At 71.6% G+C, this 16,666-nt stretch carries 12 protein-coding genes; 3 read left to right on the top strand and 9 right to left on the bottom strand.

The genetic code is table 11. The annotated features are described in order from the left end of the window. Position 1: 1 nt before the first annotated feature. Positions 2–613, top strand: a complete 612-nt coding sequence (locus AC07AG_RS18095) for a hypothetical protein (RefSeq protein ID WP_478756050.1) — start codon at positions 2–4, stop codon at positions 611–613. Between the two features lie 89 nt (positions 614–702). On the opposite strand, the gene AC07AG_RS18100 is transcribed toward AC07AG_RS18095, so the two are convergent. The 7 genes from AC07AG_RS18100 to AC07AG_RS18130 form a co-directional block, all read right to left on the bottom strand. Next, positions 703–2,130, bottom strand: coding sequence for a S28 family serine protease (locus AC07AG_RS18100; protein ID WP_478756051.1), 1,428 nt, complete (start codon positions 2,128–2,130; stop codon positions 703–705). A gap of 185 nt (positions 2,131–2,315) precedes the next feature. Continuing rightward, the gene (locus AC07AG_RS18105; protein ID WP_478756052.1) at positions 2,316–2,711 is read right to left on the bottom strand and encodes a hypothetical protein; all 396 of its coding nucleotides are present in this window, start codon (positions 2,709–2,711) and stop codon (positions 2,316–2,318) included. 96 nt (positions 2,712–2,807) lie between these two features. Beyond that, the gene (locus tag AC07AG_RS18110) at positions 2,808–6,581 is read right to left on the bottom strand and encodes an ABC transporter ATP-binding protein (protein WP_478756053.1); all 3,774 of its coding nucleotides are present in this window, start codon (positions 6,579–6,581) and stop codon (positions 2,808–2,810) included. A gap of 100 nt (positions 6,582–6,681) precedes the next feature. Beyond that, positions 6,682–7,620: a serine hydrolase gene (locus AC07AG_RS18115; protein ID WP_478756054.1), complete on the bottom strand. Its 939-nt coding sequence runs from the start codon at positions 7,618–7,620 to the stop codon at positions 6,682–6,684. A 225-nt stretch (positions 7,621–7,845) separates the two neighbouring features. Beyond that, complete coding sequence (locus tag AC07AG_RS18120; protein WP_478756055.1) at positions 7,846–9,531, bottom strand: thiamine pyrophosphate-binding protein; 1,686 nt, start codon at positions 9,529–9,531, stop codon at positions 7,846–7,848. Then, on the bottom strand, positions 9,528–10,526 hold the full coding sequence (speB, locus tag AC07AG_RS18125) for an agmatinase (protein ID WP_249589806.1): 999 nt from the start codon (positions 10,524–10,526) through the stop codon (positions 9,528–9,530). The genes AC07AG_RS18120 and speB overlap by 4 nt, the downstream gene beginning before the upstream one ends. Positions 10,527–10,613: 87 nt before the next feature. Further along, the gene (locus tag AC07AG_RS18130; RefSeq protein WP_478756056.1) at positions 10,614–12,080 is read right to left on the bottom strand and encodes a sodium:solute symporter family protein; all 1,467 of its coding nucleotides are present in this window, start codon (positions 12,078–12,080) and stop codon (positions 10,614–10,616) included. Between the two features lie 168 nt (positions 12,081–12,248). Here AC07AG_RS18130 and AC07AG_RS18135 point away from each other — a divergent pair, with 168 nt between their 5' ends. Next, positions 12,249–13,778: a PucR family transcriptional regulator gene (locus AC07AG_RS18135; protein WP_478756057.1), complete on the top strand. Its 1,530-nt coding sequence runs from the start codon at positions 12,249–12,251 to the stop codon at positions 13,776–13,778. A gap of 164 nt (positions 13,779–13,942) precedes the next feature. Further along, a complete protein-coding gene (locus tag AC07AG_RS18140) occupies positions 13,943–14,731 on the top strand; it encodes a phosphatase (RefSeq protein WP_478756058.1) in 789 nt (262 codons plus the stop codon). Between the two features lies 1 nt (position 14,732). On the opposite strand, the gene AC07AG_RS18145 is transcribed toward AC07AG_RS18140, so the two are convergent. Further along, positions 14,733–15,722: a cation diffusion facilitator family transporter gene (locus AC07AG_RS18145; RefSeq protein WP_478756059.1), complete on the bottom strand. Its 990-nt coding sequence runs from the start codon at positions 15,720–15,722 to the stop codon at positions 14,733–14,735. 58 nt (positions 15,723–15,780) lie between these two features. After that, on the bottom strand, positions 15,781–16,650 hold the full coding sequence (locus AC07AG_RS18150) for an acyl-CoA thioesterase (protein WP_361046876.1): 870 nt from the start codon (positions 16,648–16,650) through the stop codon (positions 15,781–15,783). Between the last annotated feature and the right edge of the window lie 16 nt (positions 16,651–16,666).

Here is a 16,666-nt window from a genome sequence, read left to right on the forward strand (position 1 = left end):
CATGCTTGGCTTGAGGTGCGCGGGGGCGCTGCTGGTGGTGTTCGCCGGCGTGACCGGCTGTCAGAAGTCCTCGGACCCGGGATCGGATGCGTCGGGGCGGCAGCCGTCCTCGTCGGTGTCGTCCGGACACGGGGCCGTCTTCCTCGCCGTGGACGAGTGCAGTTCGCGGGGGCGCGAGACGTTCACGGAGGTGCCGTGCACGAGTGAGCGGGCGGCGGCGCGGGTCATCGCCCGCTACGACGGCAAGGTCGCGGAGGGCCCTGCGTGCCCCGCCCGCACGGACTTCGTGCTCCACATCAGCGAGGACAGGCCGTCGGTGGACGAGGACGGGAACGGGAAGGTTCCACGGGGCTACGCCTGCATGCGGAACCTGGAGGAGCCGCATCCCGGGGATCCCGGGGGCGGGGGCGGGCCTCGGACCGTGGTGGGTGACTGCGTCTACAGCGCCCGGGAGGGGCAGGTCCGGGAGACCGCGTGCGACGGGTCCGGGCCGAAGCCCCCGGAGTACCGCGTGACGGTGGCCGTCCCGGAGCGGGCCCTGTGCCCCGCGGCGACGGAGCTCTATGTGTCGCTGGGGGGCGGGAAGCCGGTGGGGTGCGCGGTGCGGGTGTGAGCGGTCACGAACGCCGGACGGGCCGAGTATCCAGCCCGTCCGGCGTCCGAGGACGAACTCGGCGGAGCCGGTGATCGACGGTGCGATCACTACGGGCGCAGAGTCAGCTCCTTCTGCTGGTCCTTGCGGTCCAGCTTCGCGTCGTACGGGGCGAGCGGCTTCGCGGCGGCCGGTGTGGAGACCCCGGCCCACGCCTGGATCCGCTCCGTCGCCTTCGCCTTGTCCGCCGGGACGAGGCCGGCCACGTTCGCGCCGTGGTTGGCGCCCGGCGCGGTGAAGACGTGGGAGTCGTGCTTCGCGCCCTTGGCGGGGCGGAACGGCTCCGCGCCCCACGGGTCGTTCTCGCCGTAGACGTACATCATCCGCTGCGCGTTGTGCCGCACCCAGCGGTCCACGTCCTTCATGGCGCCCGACTGGAACTTCATCGGGATGTCACGCGGCACGAAGTTCCGCGGCGGCTGGTAGCCGTAGCGGCTCAGGTCGCCGAGCCAGGGCTGCTTGATGTCGGGCGAGCCCAGCTGCGTACCGGCCTGGTAGTAGTACGGCGTGTACGGGGTCAGGCCCTGGTCCGTGTAGGAGGTCCAGCCGCCCACCGCGTCGACGTAGTCGAAGATCACCTGGTCCGATGCGGTCGATGCGTCGGGGACATCCGCGCACGCGGACTCCGGCTGGTACTGCCAGAAGCCCCACACCAGGTCGAGGACGACGGCCTCGTACGCCTTGTCCAGGTTCCCGACCGTCTTGAAGGTGTAGTTGCCGGCCTCGGCGAACGCGGCGTACTTCTTCTCCAGCGGCTCGCGGCGCACGAGCGCCTCGCGCTGCACGGCCTCCAGCTTGGCCCGGCACTCCTTGGTGCCGACCGTCTCGAAGAACTCGTCGTAGCGCGAGTCCTCCTTGTTCACCACGTCGTTCGGGGCGACGTACGCGACGACGCCGTCCATGTCACGGGGGTAGAAGCGCTCGTAGTACGTGGCGGTCATGCCGCCCTTCGAGCCGCCGGTCGCCACCCACTTCTTGTCGTAGATGGGCTTGAGCGCCTTGAAGATGCGGTGCTGGTCGCTCGCGGCCTGCCAGATGTCCAGCTTGGACCAGTCGGCGGGCTGGGGGCGGGACGGCGTGAAGTAGCGGTACTCCAGCGAGATCTGGTTGCCGTCGATGATCCGCGTCGGCTCGCTGCGGCTGGGATTCGTCGAGACGCCGTAGCCGCTGGTGAAGAAGGCCGTGGGGCGGGCGGTGTCCTTGTGCAGGACCGTCAGGCGCTGCTTGAAGGTGCCCTTGGAGGGGTGCCGGTGGTCAATCGGCTGGGTGTAGTTGAGGACGAAGTAGCGGTAGCCGGTGTACGGCTTCTCCTCGATCAGGCTCATGCCCGGTATCGCGAGGAGCCGGTCCTTGATGTCCGTGGCCTGTGTGTCGATGGCCCGCGGCTCGGCGGCGGTGGCCGCCCCTGCCGTGCCCACTGTCCCCGCGGTGCCTATCAGCACCACAAGCGACAGCAGCCATCTGAGCGCCTTGCGCATGCACTCTCCCCTAAGTTCGCGGTTGCGTCCGCCGGAACTTATCGGAGCAACTCGCTCACTACTAGGGGCTCTTGCGTCACACCAGGACGCAGTACGTCACAAAGGCGACATCACTCTCAGCACGGGACCCGGATCGCTCTCGGCGCGGGACCCGGATCACTCTCGGCGCAGGACCCGGATCGCGCTCAGCACAGGATCCAGCCGGAGCTGACGCTCCCCCCGCCGACCTTCCCCTTCACCCACACACACCGATGCCCCGCGTGCACCGTCACCGGGCCCGCGTGATGCGTGTAGCTGCCCTTGTCCCTGGCCGGGCGGTTGCCGCGGGCCTGGACGCTCACCAGCATCGTCTTGCGGGCGCCGGGGCGCTTGGCGATGGTGACGGCGCAGACGAAGCCGCGCTGCTTGTAGATGACGACCTTGCCCGTGCTGAAGGAGAGGGTGCGCACCTTGTGCCCGGCGCATCGTCCGGCCGACGCCTGCGCCTGCGCCGCGCCGGCGCCCGCGACACCGAGCAGGACGGCTGCCGCAAGGACGACGGCACCGAGCGCAAGGCTCCGCCGTATCCGACCACTGCTCACCAGTTTCCCCTCCCGACACTTCCGCATCAGCGTACTGATGTACGGACGCGGACCGCGGTGTGTCCGGTTGCGCGACCCGACGGATTCGTTCCGCGGCTACGCGGCCGACGGCTCGGCCTCCCCCACGAACGTCCGCCACAGCGTCGCGTACCGCCCGTCGAGGGCGAGCAGCTCCTCGTGCGTGCCGTCCTCCGCGACCCGGCCGTGGTCCATCAGGATCACGCGGTCCGCGCGGGCCGCCGTGGTCAGGCGGTGGGCGACCACCAGCGTGGTGCGCTTGCCCGCGATACGGTCGGTGGCCTGGTTGACCTGCGCCTCCGTGGCGAGGTCGAGGGCAGCGGTGGCCTCGTCGAGGAGCAGGATGTCCGGGTCGACGAGCTCCGCGCGGGCCAGGGCGATCAGCTGGCGCTGCCCGGCGGAGAGGTTGCGGCCGCGCTCGGCGACCTCGTGGAGGTAGCCGCCGTCCAGGGTGGCGATCATGTCGTGCGCGCCGACCGCGCGGGCCGCGGCCTCCACCTGGGCGTCCGTGGAGTCGGGCCGCCCGTAGGCGATCGCGTCGCGCACGGTGCCCGCGAAGAGGTAGGCCTCCTGCGGGACGACGCCGAGGCGGTGGCGGTAGGAGGTGAGGTCCAGGGACCGCAGGTCCGTGCCGTCCACCGTCACGCGGCCACCGGTCGGGTCGTAGAACCGGGCGACGAGCTTGACCAGCGTCGACTTGCCCGCGCCGGTCTCGCCGACGAAGGCGACGGTCTGGCCCTCCGGGATGTGCAGGCGCACCCCGCTGAGGGCTTCCTCCGGTTCGTCGTCGGAGCCGTACGCGAAGTCCACGTCCTCGAAGGCGATCTCCCCGCGCAGGGACAGGACGTCGAGCGGCTCGTCCGCGGCCTTGGTCGAGGTCGGCTCCTGGAGCAGTTCCTGGATGCGGCCCAGCGAGACGGTGGCCTGCTGGTATCCGTCGAAGACCTGGGAGAGCTGCTGGACGGGCGCGAAGAACAGGTCGATGTAGAGGAGGTAGGCGACCAGGGCGCCGGTCGTCAGCGTCCCCGCCTCCACGCGTCCCGCGCCGACCATCAGGACCGCGGCCGCCGCGACCGCCGAGAGCAGCTGCACGAACGGGAAGTAGATGGAGATCAGCCACTGGCCGCGGATGCGGGCGCTGCGGTAGTCGGCGCTGGCCTGCGCGAACTTCCTTCCGCCCGAGCGCTCGCGCCGGAAGGCCTGCACGATGCGAAGGCCCGCGACGGACTCCTGGAGGTCGGCGTTGACCACCGAGACGCGCTCACGCGCCAGCTCGTACGCCTTGACGCTGGAGCGGCGGAAGAAGAACGTGCCGATGATCAGCGGCGGCAGCGTCGCGAAGACGACGAGGGCGAGCTGCACGTCGATGACCAGGAGCGCGCCCATGATGCCGAAGAAGGTGACGACGGAGACGAAGGCGGTGACCAGACCCGTCTGCAGGAAGGTGGAGAGCGCGTCCACGTCCGTGGTCATCCGGGTCATGATGCGCCCGGTCAACTCCCGCTCGTAGTAGTCGAGTCCGAGCCGCTGGAGCTGGGCGAAGATCTTCAGACGGAGGGAGTAGAGCACCCGCTCGCCCGTCCGTCCGGTCGTCCGCGTCTCGCCGATCTGCGCCGTCCACTGGATGAGCACGGTCAGCAGCGCGAGCCCGGAGGCCGCCCACACGGCGCCCAGCGCGAGCTGCGAGACGCCCTCGTCGATGCCGTGCCGGATCAGCACGGGAAGCAGCAGGCCCATGCCCGCGTCGATGGCGACGAGGAGCAGGGCGAGCAGCAGGGGCCTGCCGAACCCGGCGAGCAAACGGCGCAGCCCGTACGACTCCTCCGTGCTGACCGCGCGCGCCTCGTCGATGCCGGGGGTGTCGGTGGCCGGGGGCAACGCGTCGACCTGCGCGAGGAGTTCGGGTGTCGCGGGCATCCCGGACATCGCGGTGTCCTTGGGCTCGCGGTCGCCGACCCAGAGCTGCGGGGTGATGCCGCGCTCGGCGTCGAACTCGGCGTCGAGCTCCTCGCGCAGGGAGGTGTCCTCGGGGAACTCGACCGGGACCGCGTGGCCGGGCGAGACGCCGCCGAGCTCGTCGGGGTCGGTCAACAGGCGCCGGTAGAGCGCCGATCGCTCGGTCAGCTCCTCGTGCGTGCCGATCGCGGCGAGCTTTCCGCCGTCGAGCACGGCGATGCGGTCGGCGAGGTTCAGGGTGGAGCGGCGGTGCGCGATGAGGAGGGTCGTGCGGCCCGCCATGACGCCGCGCAGGGCCTCGTGGATCTCGTGCTCGACGCGCGCGTCCACCGCGGATGTCGCGTCGTCCAGGACGAGCAGGCGGGGGTCGGTGAGGATGGCGCGGGCGAGGGCCACGCGCTGGCGCTGGCCGCCGGAGAGGGTGAGTCCGTGCTCGCCGACGGTGGTGTCGTACCCGTCGGGCAGCTCGGTTATGAAGCGGTCGGCCTGGGCGGCGCGGGCCGCGGTCTCGATCTCCTCCTGGGTGGCGTCCGGCTTTCCGTACGCGATGTTGGCGCGGATGGTGTCGGAGAAGAGGAAGGAGTCCTCGGGTACGAGCCCGATGGCGGCCCGCAGCGAGTCGGTGGTCAGCTCGCGCACGTCGTGGCCGCCGATGAGGACGGCGCCGTGCGTCACGTCGTAGAAGCGGGGCATCAGGAGCGAGACGGTGGACTTGCCGCTGCCCGATGTGCCGACGACGGCGAGGGTCTCGCCGGGCCGGATCTCGAAGGAGAGCCCGTCGAGGACGGGGCGGCTGTCCTCGTAGGCGAAGGAGACGTCGTCGAACTCGACGGTGGCCGGGGCGTCGGCGGGCAGCTCCTTCGTGCCGTCCTTCAGGGTCGGCTCGGTGTCGATGAGCTCCAGGACGCGCTCGGCGCCCGCGCGGGCCTGCTGGCCGACGGTGAGGACCATGGCGAGCATGCGCACGGGCCCGACGAGCTGGGCGAGATAGCTGGAGAAGGCGACGAACGTGCCGAGGGTGATCTGCCCGCGCACCGCGAGCCAGCCGCCGAGCGCGAGCATCGCGACCTGCCCGAGCGCGGGCACGGCCTGCAGGGCGGGCGTGTACTTGGAGTTGAGCCGGATGGTCCGAAGGCGCCCCGCGAAGAGCTTGCGGCTGACCTCCCGGATCTTCCCGGTCTCCTGCTCCTCCTGGCCGAAGCCCTTCACGACGCGTACGCCGGAGACGGAGCCGTCCACGACTCCGGCGACGGCGGCGGCCTGGGCCTGCGCGTACCAGGTGGAGGGGTGCAGGCGGCCCCGGCTGCGCTTGGCGATGAACCAGAGGGCGGGGGCGACGGCGAGCGCGACGAGGGTCAGCGGGATGGAGAGCCACGCCATGATCACGAGGGACATGACGAAGAGCAGGATGTTGCCGATGGTCATCGGCAGCATGAAGAGCAGGCCCTGGATGAGCTGGAGGTCGCTGGTGGCGCGTCCGACGACCTGCCCGGTGGACAGCTCGTCCTGCCGCCGGCCGTCGAGCTTCGTGATCGTGCCGTACATCTCGGTCCGCAGGTCGTGCTGGACGTCGAGGGCGAGGCGGCCGCCGTAGTAGCGGCGGATGTAGGTGAAGACGTAGACGAGGACGGCGGCGCCGAGGAGGGCGCCGACCCAGGGCCCCATGGACCGGGTCTTGTCCCCGATGACGTCGTCGATGATCACCTTGGTGATGAGCGGTACGAGCGCCATGACGGCCATGCCGCCGAGCGAGGCCCCGAGCGCGAGCACGACGTCCTTGGGGTAGCGCCAGGCGTACCCGGTCAGCCGTTTCGCCCAGCCGGATTTCTCCGCCTCGGCCCCACCGGATTTCTCCGGCTCGACCCCGCCCCGTTGCTCCACCACGTGCTGCCTCATCCCGTCGACCCGTCGACCTGACCTGCCGAGAGGCCCAACGCGGCGGGATGCGGATTTCATCCCGCCGCAACAAAGTGGGGTCTGAGGTCCTAGGACCCCGTCAGCTGCCGGGAACCGCCACGAACGCCTCTCGCGGCGTGTCCGTCGGGGTGTAGCGCTGGGACGCGGCGGTCCTGGGCGTCAGGTCCTTGTGGACCGCCTTGGCCACGCCCTGGATGGTGGCGACGCCGTAGTTCATGGTGCTGTTGCCGTGGGTGAGCACGGAGATCGTGTAGTCGTGGCCGCCGCCCTTGAACGCGCCGATGCTGTGCACCCGCCAGCCGTGCGTCGACCGCTGCAGCCAGCCGTTCTTGACGTGGATCTTGACGCCGGACGGCGCGCCCGCCGGGGTGCCCCAGCGCTGCGAGGAGACGACCTTGCCCATGAGCTTGAGGATGTAGGCGCGCGCGTTGTCGCTCAGGACGGAGTTCTTGGCGGTGATCAGGGCGAGGAGCTTCTGCTCGTCGGCCGCGTTGATCCGGGTCAGGCCCCAGTAGCCGCCGGATCCCGGCACCGTCTTGGTCATCTTGGCTGCCCTGAGGAAGCCCTTCACCTTGGCCGTGCCGAGCTGGCTCCAGAGCTTGCTGGTCGCCGCGTTGTCCGACTTGGTGATCATGGCGTACGCGAGGTCCGACTCACGGGCCGACAGCTTCCGGTCGGTCTTCTTCGCGTCCCACAGCAGCGTCGCGAGGACGGTCGTCTTGACGACGCTCGCCGAGTCGAACGAGGTGGTCGGGCGCAGGGTGCAGGTGGTCTTGGTGGTGCGGTCGTGGAGGCCGACCGCGACCGTGCCCTTGCGGTTCTTCAGCGCCGCCGTGATGTCCTTCGTCAGCTTGGCGGCCAGGCCGGCCTGCGCGGAGGTGCAGGTCACCTGCGGTGCCGCCGCGGCGACGGCGGGCGTGGCGGTCGCTGCGGTGCCGAGCGGCACGAGCACTCCGGCGGCGAGGCCCGCCGAGAGCACGCGGGCACGCCTGGATATCCCGGATACCGGGTGCGTCATGGAGTCTTCCCATCCCCTTGGGTCCGTACAAGACCCTCGGGGCCCGTACAAGCGCGCCCCCCGGCACGCTCACCCCTCTTGACTCACCGATACCTCGCGAGGTTGCACGAACAGGGAACAGATGACCGATCCGTGATGAGCGCGTGGCCTCCGGACGCGAGGAGGTCCCGGTGTCGCAGCGCGAAAAGCGTGTGACACCGGGACCCTTGCGCAACCAGCGCCGGCTCAGAGGTGCGTCGGCTCGAACATCCGCAGCACCGCCGGGAGCACGACCACCGAGGGGCCCGGCGCCGCGAGCGCCTTCGCCAGGTCGTCCTTCAGGTTCTCCGGGGTCGTCCGGACGCCCGGTACGCCGAAGGACTCCGCGAGCGCGACGAAGTCGGGCCGGGAGAGCTCCGTCGCCGTGGGCTCACCGAAGGCCTCGGACATGTACTCCCGGAGGATTCCGTAGCCCCCGTCGTCCACGATCAGCCAGGTGACCGGCAGGTCGTGCTGCTTGGCCGACGCCAGCTCCGCGATCGAGTACATCGCGCCGCCGTCGCCCGAGACGGCGAGGACCGGCTTCGAGGGATCGGCGGCAGCCGCTCCGATGGCGGCCGGGAAGCCGTAACCGAGGCCGCCCGCGCCCTGGGCGGAGTGCATCGTGTTCGGGCGCCGCGCGTCGAAGGCCGACCAGGCCCAGTACGCGAGGATCGTCATGTCCCAGAAGGACGGCGCCGCGTCCGGCAGGGCGTCGCGCACCGACGCGAGGACCTGCTGCTCCAGGGTGAGCTCCTGGGCGGCGATGCGGTCCTTGACCTTGGCCAGGACCGTCCGCACCCGCTCGGGGGCCGAGGGGTCCTCGCGCGGGGCGTCGATCGTCTCCAGGAGCGCGGAGAGCGCGAGCCGCGCGTCCGCGTGGATGCCGAGCGCCGGGTGGTTGGACTCCAGCTTTCCGGCGTCCGCCTCGATCTGGACGACCCGGCCACGCGGCTTGAACGTGTGGTAGTTCGACGAGAGCTCGCCGAGGCCGGAGCCGACCACCAGAAGGACGTCCGCGTCCTCCAGGAAGTCCGTGGTGTACCGGTCCTCCAGCCACGACTGGAGCGACAGCGGGTGCTCCCAGGGGAAGGCCCCCTTGCCGCCGAAGGTCGTGACGACGGGCGCGTTCACCAGCTCGGCGAGCGCGAGCAGCTTGCCGGAGGCATCCGAACGCACGACTCCGCCGCCCGCGATGATCGCCGGGCGCTCGGCGTGGATGAGCAGGTCGGCCGCCACCGCGGTCAGCTCGGGGCGCGGGACGACCTCGTCCGGGGTCGCGTCCATGGCCGTGACGACGGGCAGGGTCGTCTCCGCGAGCAGCACGTCCTGCGGGATCTCCACCCAGACCGGGCCGTGCGGCGCGGTGAGCGCCGACTCCCAGGCCGCCGCGATCGCGGAGGGGATCTGCGAGGCCGTGCGCACCGTGTGGACGGACTTCACGATGTCGCGGAAGGACGCCTGCTGGTCGCGCAGCTCGTGGAGGTAGCCGTGCCGGCCGCCGCCGAGTCCCGCCACCGGGATCTGGCTGCCGATCGCGAGCACGGGCGAGGAACCGGCCGCCGCCTCCTGGAGCGCGGCGAGCGAGGTCAGCGCGCCGGGCCCGGTGGACAGGAGCAGCGGGGCCACCTCGCCGGTGATCCGGCCGTACGCGTCCGCCGCGAAGCCCGTGTTGTTCTCGACGCGCATCCCCACGTACGACAGGGAAGAGCGCCGCAGGGCGTCGAACATGCCGAGCGCGTGCTGGCCGGGGAGGCCGAAGACCGTCGTCGCGCCGAGGCCCTGGAGGGTCTCGACGACGAGGTCGCCGCCGTTGCGCCCGGCGGGCGGGTTCAGGGCCGCGGACGTCTGCGCGTCCGTGGGCCGCAGGACTACGTCGTGGTCGTGCGTCACTTGGCCGCGCTCCCCTCGGTGGTCCGGCGGGCCTCCGCGATCTGGCGGGACATGATCGTCGTCAGCTCGTACGCGGTGTGCGAGGCGGCGACCGCGGTGATCTCCGCGTGGTCGTACGCGGGGGCGACCTCGACGACGTCGGCCGAGACGAGGTTGCAGGAGGAGAGCCCCCGCAGGATCTCCAGGAGCTCGCGCGACGTCATGCCGCCCGCCTCCGGGGTGCCGGTGCCGGGCGCGTGGGCCGGGTCCAGGCAGTCGATGTCGATGGAGATGTACAGCGGGCGGTCGCCGATGCGCTGGCGCAGCTGGTCGGCGACCTCGTCGGCGCCGCGGCGGTAGATGTCCGCCGATGTGACGATGCCGAAGCCCATCTTCTCGTCGTCGGTCAGGTCCTGCTTGCCGTACAGCGGGCCGCGCGTGCCGACGTGGGAGAGCGCCTCGGTGTCGAGGATGCCCTCCTCGACGGCCCGGCGGAACGGCGTGCCGTGGGTGTACTCGGCGCCGAAGTACGTGTCCCAGGTGTCCAGGTGCGCGTCGAAGTGCAGCAGGGCGACCGGGCCGTGCTTCTTGGCGACCGAGCGGAGCAGCGGCAGGGCGATGGTGTGGTCGCCGCCGAGCGTCATCATGCGGGCGCCGGAGCCGAGGAGGTCGTCCGCGGCGGCCTCGATCGTCTCCACCGCTTCGTTGATGTTGAACGGGTTGGCGGCTATGTCACCGGCGTCCGCGACCTGGGCGAGCGCGAAGGGAGAGGCGTCCTGCGCGGGGTTGTACGGACGGAGCAGCCGCGAGGCCTCACGGATCGCGTTGCCGCCGAAGCGGGCGCCGGGGCGGTACGAGACACCGGTGTCGAAGGGCACGCCGACCACGGCGATGTCCGTCTTGCCGCCCACCTCGTCGAGGCGGGGCAGCCGGGCGTAGGTCGCCGGGCCCGCGTACCGCGGGACGCGGGAGGAATCGACCGGGCCGCGGGGGGTCGGGGTCTCGGCGCTGCTCATGGTCGGTTTCCTCCTGCTGGTACGAGTGCTGCGTTGCTGCTGGGACAAGTGTCGCGCGGCCCACCGACAGTGGGCCGCGCGGAGAAACTAGACGACGGCCGGAGCCTGCGGCTCCGCCTCCTCGGACCCCCGGCCCGCGAGCCGCTCGCGCCAGGCCGCGAGGATCGTCGCGTCGGTCGGCTTCGTGGCGAGGGAGACGACGACGTACACGCCGAGGGAGATCAGCAGGCCGTAGTAGATGGGCTCGTTGGCGAGGATTCCGTACCCCCACATGAGCCCGATGACGGAGAGACCACCGGCGACGATGGCCGCGAGCGCGCCCTCGGCGGTGCCGCGCTTCCACAGGAGCCCGCCGAGGATCGGCACGAGGAGCCCGGCAACGAGGAGGTTGTAGGCGACGGTGAGCGCCTGGACCACGTCGTTGAGGGCGATGGCGATGCAGACGACCCCGATGCCCATGATCAGGATGAAGAGGCGGTTGCCCTTCACCTCGTCGTGCGCCTCGCCCTCCGCCTTCGGCGTGACGGCGCCGCGCAGCCGCGACCAGATGTCGTTGTTGGCGACGGTCGCGCAGGCGATGAGTGCCCCGGAGGACGTGGACATCACGGCGGCGAGCGCCGCGGCGAGCACGAGGCCCCGTACGCCCATGGGCAGTTCGTCCTTGACCATGGTCGCGAAGGCCGCGTCGGCGCTCGGCAGCTTCGGGTACATGACCTTGGCGGCCGTACCGATGACGGCGCCCGCGAGCGCGTAGACCAGGCAGTACGTACCGGCGACGGTGCCGCCGTAGCGGGCGACCTTGTCGCTGCGCGCGGTGAAGACGCGCTGCCAGATGTCCTGCCCGATGAGCATGCCGAACGTATAGATCAGGACGTACGTGAAGATCGTCTCGCCGCCGATGCCCAGCGGGTCGAAGTACTCGGTGGGCAGCTTGGCCTTCATCTCGCTGAAGCCACCTGCCTTGACGACCGCGATGGGCAGCAGCAGGAGCAGCACGCCGATGGTCTTCACCACGAACTGCACCATGTCGGTGAGCGTGATGGACCACATGCCGCCGAGCGTCGAGTACGCGACGACGATCGAGCCGCCGAGGATGATCGCCAGGGTGCGGTTCATGTCGAAGATGACGTCGAAGATCGTGGCGTACGCGATGGTCGACGTGACCGCGAGCATCAGCGTGTACGCCCACATGACGACTCCGGAGATGACGCCCGCGCGCCCGCCGTAGCGGAGGTCGAGCATCTCGGAGACCGTGTAGACCTTCAGGCGGGCGATGCGCGCCGAGAAGAAGACGCTCAGGGCGAGCAGGCCGAGGCCGATCGTGAAGACCATCCAGGCACCGGAGAGCCCGTACTGGTAGCCGAGGCCGACGCCGCCGATGGTGGACGCGCCGCCGAGGACGATGGCGGCCATGGTCCCGGAGTACATCCACGGTCCGAGGCGGCGTCCCGCGACCAGGAACTCGCTCTTGGACTTGGCGCGGCGCATGCCCCACCAGCCCATGGCGAGCATGCCGGCGAGATAGACGACGATCACTGTGTAGTCGACGGCCATAGGGCCCTCCTTCGCGCACCTCGGTGGCGTGTCGTGCAGATGGGGGTGGGGGGGGTGGCAACCAGCCGCGGGGACATCCGCCCGTACCCGCGGCCTGGGGTCGGCACGACCTTAGGTGGCCGGAAAGCAACGCTGAAGTGTACGTTTCATCCACTTCCCGTGATCGATATGGATGGAACATCCACCGTGCCGGACCCCGCCACCCCGTCAGTCCCCTCCGCGCCGCCCCCCACCCCGCCGGTTCCGCTCACCGCGCTCCTGGCCCGGGAGGATCTGGGCCTGCGCCAGATCGCGGGCCCCGACGCCGGGGAGAGCGGGGCCGCCGTCCAGTGGGTGCACACCTCGGAGATGGCGGACCCCTATCCGTACCTCCTGGGCGGCGAGCTCCTGCTGACGGCGGGTGTGCACATCACGGATCCCGTGGGCGCGGGCGTCTACCTCGACGACTACGTGGCGCGGATCGTCGAGGCGGGCGGCTCGGCCCTCGGCTTCGGAGTCGCGCCCGTGCACGACACGGTGCCGCGCGCCCTGGTGACGGCCTGCGACCACTACGGGCTTCCGCTCCTTGAGGTGCCGCCGCGCACGACGTTCAGCGGGGTCGCCCGCGCGGTGTGGCAGCTGGTGGCCGAGGCCAGGCACGCGGAGCTGCGCCGCGTGACGGAGGCCCAGCAGGGCCTTGCCACGGCCGCCGCACGCCCGGACCCGGTGCCCGCGGTCCTTCGCCAGCTCGCGGCGCGCCTGGGCGGCTGGGCGGCGCTCTACGCACCGGACGGCGCGGTGCTCCACACGGCGGGGACGGCTCCGGGGTCGGGGGTGCGGCAGGCGGTGCACGACCTCTCCGAAGTCGTACGCCCTTCGGGACGGCCCGGCCCCGCCCCCGCATCGGCCACCGACTCCGTGGGCGGCGCCCACCTGGCCGCGTACGCGCTCGGCGGCGGCCAGGGGTTCGCACTCGGGGTCGCCGCCGAGCAGCGCGAGCCCGGGGACCACACCATCACCGGGGTCGCCGTCGTCCTCCTCTCGCTCCTGACCGGCAAGCACCAGGGCGCCGCCGACTCCGTGCGGTCGGCGGCGCTCGTGCGGCTGCTCCTGGGCTCGGCGGTGGGCGATGTCGCGCCGCTCCTGGGGGCCGAGGAGTGGACCGTGGTGCACGCGCGCGGGGATGCCGGTGACGACCCGGTGGCCCATGCGGTCGCCGCCTCCGCGCTCGCGGCCGCACTGGGCAGCGGCCTGGCCGACGCGGACGCCGGGCAGGACCTCGTGCGCCTCCTGCTCCCGGCCGACCGCGAGCTCACCGGGCAGCCCGGCTGGACCCTCGGCGTCTCCGCCCCCGCGTCCCCCGGCGACCTGCCGGCCGCCGACGCCCAGGCGGACCGCGCCCTGCGCCGCGCCGAGGCCACCCGGGCGCCGCTCGTCCGGCACCGCGAGGCGGGCATCGCCGCTCTGGTCGCGCCCGCCGAGGCCGCCGCCCACGCGCGCGTGCTGCTCGCCCCGCTCGGCGGCAGCGAGGCGCTCACGGAGACCCTGCGCACCTGGCTCTCCCTGCACGGCAGTTGGGACCGCACGGCAACGGCGCTGGGGGTGCACCGCAACACGGTCCGGCAGCGCGTCACCCGGTGCGCGACGCTCCTGGGCGCGGACTTGGACGACCCCGATGTACGGATGGAGCTGTGGTTCGCACTGGGGCGGAACAGCTGAGGAGCGCCCCGTCAGGGGCGCGGGGAACTGCGCGCCCAGCCACGACGGACCCGTGGCCGAAGAGCGAACCCGCCCTCGTGCACGCCACGCGCATTGCGCACCTCACAGGCCCAGGCTTCGAAACGCCCCGGCCCCGCGGCCCGAGCGACGGCACAATGGGACCCATGCCGATACCCAGTCGTCCCGCGCTCGTCGACCACCTCGTACGCTCCCGCATCGCCGGCGACGTCGCCACGCCCCGCGAGAACAACCTCAGCCACTACAGGAAGCTCGCGAACGGCGACCGCCACTACTGGCTCGGCCTGGAGCTCGGCGACCGCTGGACCGACGAGCAGGACGTCCTCGCGGTGATGGCCGAGCGGTGCGGCGTGATCGACGACGCCGAGTTCCGGCACGGGCAGGACACCATCGACCCGGAGCTGACGGTCGACGCCCTTGAGCGGATGGCGGCGCGGCTCCGTAAGGCCGCGGCCGGCAAGGAGAGGGTCCTTTTCGCCACCGGCCACCCCGGAGGGCTGCTCGACGTGCACCGCGCGACCGCGGCCGCCCTGCGCTCCGCGGGCTGCGAGATCGTCGTGATCCCGGAGGGCCTCACGGCCGACGAGGGCATGGTCTTCCAGTTCGCGGACGTGGCGATGCTGGAGCGCGGCGCGACCCTGTGGCACACGCACTCCCCCGAGCCGATGAACGCGATCCTGGACGGCCTTGAGCGCGAGGGCCGTCCGCTGCCGGACCTGGTGGTCGCGGACCACGGCTGGGCCGGACGGGCGGGCCAGCGCGGCATCGACTCCATCGGGTACGCGGACTGCAACGACCCCGCGCTGTTCATCGGCGAGGCCGAGGGCACCCTCCAGGTGACGATCCCGCTGGACGACCACGTCACGAGCCCGCGCTTCTACGACCCGATGACGGCCTACCTCCTGGACGCCGCGGGCCTCACGCCGGAGGCCTGAGTCACGGCCACGGGTTGAGTCCTTCCGCGCGCCGCTGGGAGAACCCCGGCGTGGGGTCCAGATAGACCCGTCGTACGCCGGGGAACCGCTCCCGAAGGCGTCGCTCGGCCTGTTCGCAGGCCCACTCGATCTGTGCCGCCGTGGAGGCGTCGCGGAAGTCGACCTTGGCGGCGACCAGCGCCTCGCGCGGCCCTTGCAGCAGCGTCGTCAGTTCGAGCACGGCCTCGATGTGCTCGGAGGCGAGGAGCTCGTCGCGAATCTCCTGGCGCATCGACTTCGGCAGCGGCCGGCCGATGAGGAGCTGGGCGTTGCTGCGGCCCAGCACCCAGGCGACGTACAGAAGAAGCGCGCCGATGCAGAGCGAGGCCACGCCGTCCCACACGCCCGACCCGGTGAGCTGCCCGCCGAGCAGTCCGCCGGCGGCGAGCACGAGGCCGGCGAGCGCGGCGGAGTCCTCCAGGACGACCGCCTTGACCGCGGTGTCGGGTGTGTGGCGCAGATAGCGCCCGAACGACGCCCCGAAGCGCGCCGCCTCACCGCGTGCCTGCTTGACCCCGGTGCGCAGCGAATAGCCCTCCAGGAGGAAGGCGACGGCGAGCACGATGTACGAGATGAGCGGGTCGCCGAGCTCCTCGCCCGCCACCAGCGTGTGGATGCCGTCGTAGATCGAGAAGACGGCGCCGCCGACGAAGGTGGCGACGGCCGCGAGCATCGCCCAGATGTAGCGCTCGGGTCCGTAGCCCAGCGGGTGGTCCTCGTCGGCGGGCTTCTCGCTCCGCTTCAGGGCGGTGAGGAGCAGCACCTCGGTGACGGTGTCGGCCACCGAGTGCGCCGCTTCGGAGAGCATCGCGCTCGACCCGCTGATGAGACCGGCGACGGCCTTGGCGACGGCGATCCCGAGGTTGGCGACGGCGGCGACGATGACGGTGAAGGTGCTCTCGCCGCCGCCCTCGGGCGGCTCGGGCTTGCTGCTGTCGACCGGCTCACTCATGTATCGGACCGTATGTCCGATCAGCGCGGGACGCGAACGACGCCCCCGAAGAAGCCGGTCAGCGCGGGACGCGGACCACGCCCTCCTGAATGACCGTCACCGCGAGCTGCCCGTCCTGCGTCCAGATCCGGGCCTGGCCGAGGCCGCGCCCGCCGGACGCGGAGGGCGACTCCTGGTCGTACAGGAGCCATTCGTCTGCCCTGAAGGGGCGGTGGAACCACATGGCGTGGTCGAGCGAGGCGCCGACGACGTCACCGACCGCCCAGCCGCCCCGGCCGTGCGCGAGCAGCACCGAGTCGAGCAGCGTCATGTCGGAGACGTACGTGGCGAGGCAGACGTGCAGCAACGAAGCGTCGATGCCGCCGTCGAGCTTGCCGTTCGTGCGGAACCACACCTGCGAGCGCGGCTCGCGGGGCTGTCCGACGGAGGCCCAGGGCGGTGCGTCCACATAGCGCAGGTCGACGGCCGCGCGGGCCTCGATCAGACGCTCGGCGACGTGTGCGGGCAGGTGCTGCGGCAGCATCTCGGCGGCCGTCGGCAGCGTCTCGGGGTCCGGCGCGGACGGCATCCCCGTCTGGTGCTCCAGGCCCTCCTCGTCCGTCTGGAAGGACGCGGAGAGGTGGAATATCGGCTGCCCGTGCTGCACGGCGACGACCCGGCGCGTGGTGAAGGAGCGGCCGTCCCGGATGCGGTCGACGGTGTAGACGATGGGCGCGCCCGGGTCCCCGGCACGCAGGAAGTACGCGTGCAGGGAGTGGGCGGGCCGGTCGGCGGGGACCGTGCGTCCCGCCGCCACCAGCGCCTGGGCGGCCACCTGGCCGCCGAAGACGCGCGGGACGAGCGCCGAACGGCTCACGCCCCGGAATATGTCCTCCTCGATCTGCTCCAGGTCGAGCAGATCGAGGAGTGACTCAAGTGCCTTGTTCATGAATCCAGTTCTACAG

The organism is Streptomyces sp. NPDC044044 (genome assembly GCF_056434405.1).

What these genes read in the sequence shown, in the direction of transcription:
- AC07AG_RS18095 (WP_478756050.1), top strand. Translation starts at nt 2, where the DNA reads ATGCTTGGCTTGAGGTGCGCGGGGGCGCTGCTGGTGGTGTTCGCCGGC.
- AC07AG_RS18100 (WP_478756051.1), bottom strand. Translation starts at nt 2,130, where the DNA reads ATGCGCAAGGCGCTCAGATGGCTGCTGTCGCTTGTGGTGCTGATAGGC.
- AC07AG_RS18110 (WP_478756053.1), bottom strand. Translation starts at nt 6,581, where the DNA reads ATGAGGCAGCACGTGGTGGAGCAACGGGGCGGGGTCGAGCCGGAGAAA.
- AC07AG_RS18115 (WP_478756054.1), bottom strand. Translation starts at nt 7,620, where the DNA reads ATGACGCACCCGGTATCCGGGATATCCAGGCGTGCCCGCGTGCTCTCG.
- speB (WP_249589806.1), bottom strand. Translation starts at nt 10,526, where the DNA reads ATGAGCAGCGCCGAGACCCCGACCCCCCGCGGCCCGGTCGATTCCTCC.
- AC07AG_RS18130 (WP_478756056.1), bottom strand. Translation starts at nt 12,080, where the DNA reads ATGGCCGTCGACTACACAGTGATCGTCGTCTATCTCGCCGGCATGCTC.
- AC07AG_RS18135 (WP_478756057.1), top strand. Translation starts at nt 12,249, where the DNA reads ATGGATGGAACATCCACCGTGCCGGACCCCGCCACCCCGTCAGTCCCC.
- AC07AG_RS18140 (WP_478756058.1), top strand. Translation starts at nt 13,943, where the DNA reads ATGCCGATACCCAGTCGTCCCGCGCTCGTCGACCACCTCGTACGCTCC.
- AC07AG_RS18145 (WP_478756059.1), bottom strand. Translation starts at nt 15,722, where the DNA reads ATGAGTGAGCCGGTCGACAGCAGCAAGCCCGAGCCGCCCGAGGGCGGC.
- AC07AG_RS18150 (WP_361046876.1), bottom strand. Translation starts at nt 16,650, where the DNA reads ATGAACAAGGCACTTGAGTCACTCCTCGATCTGCTCGACCTGGAGCAG.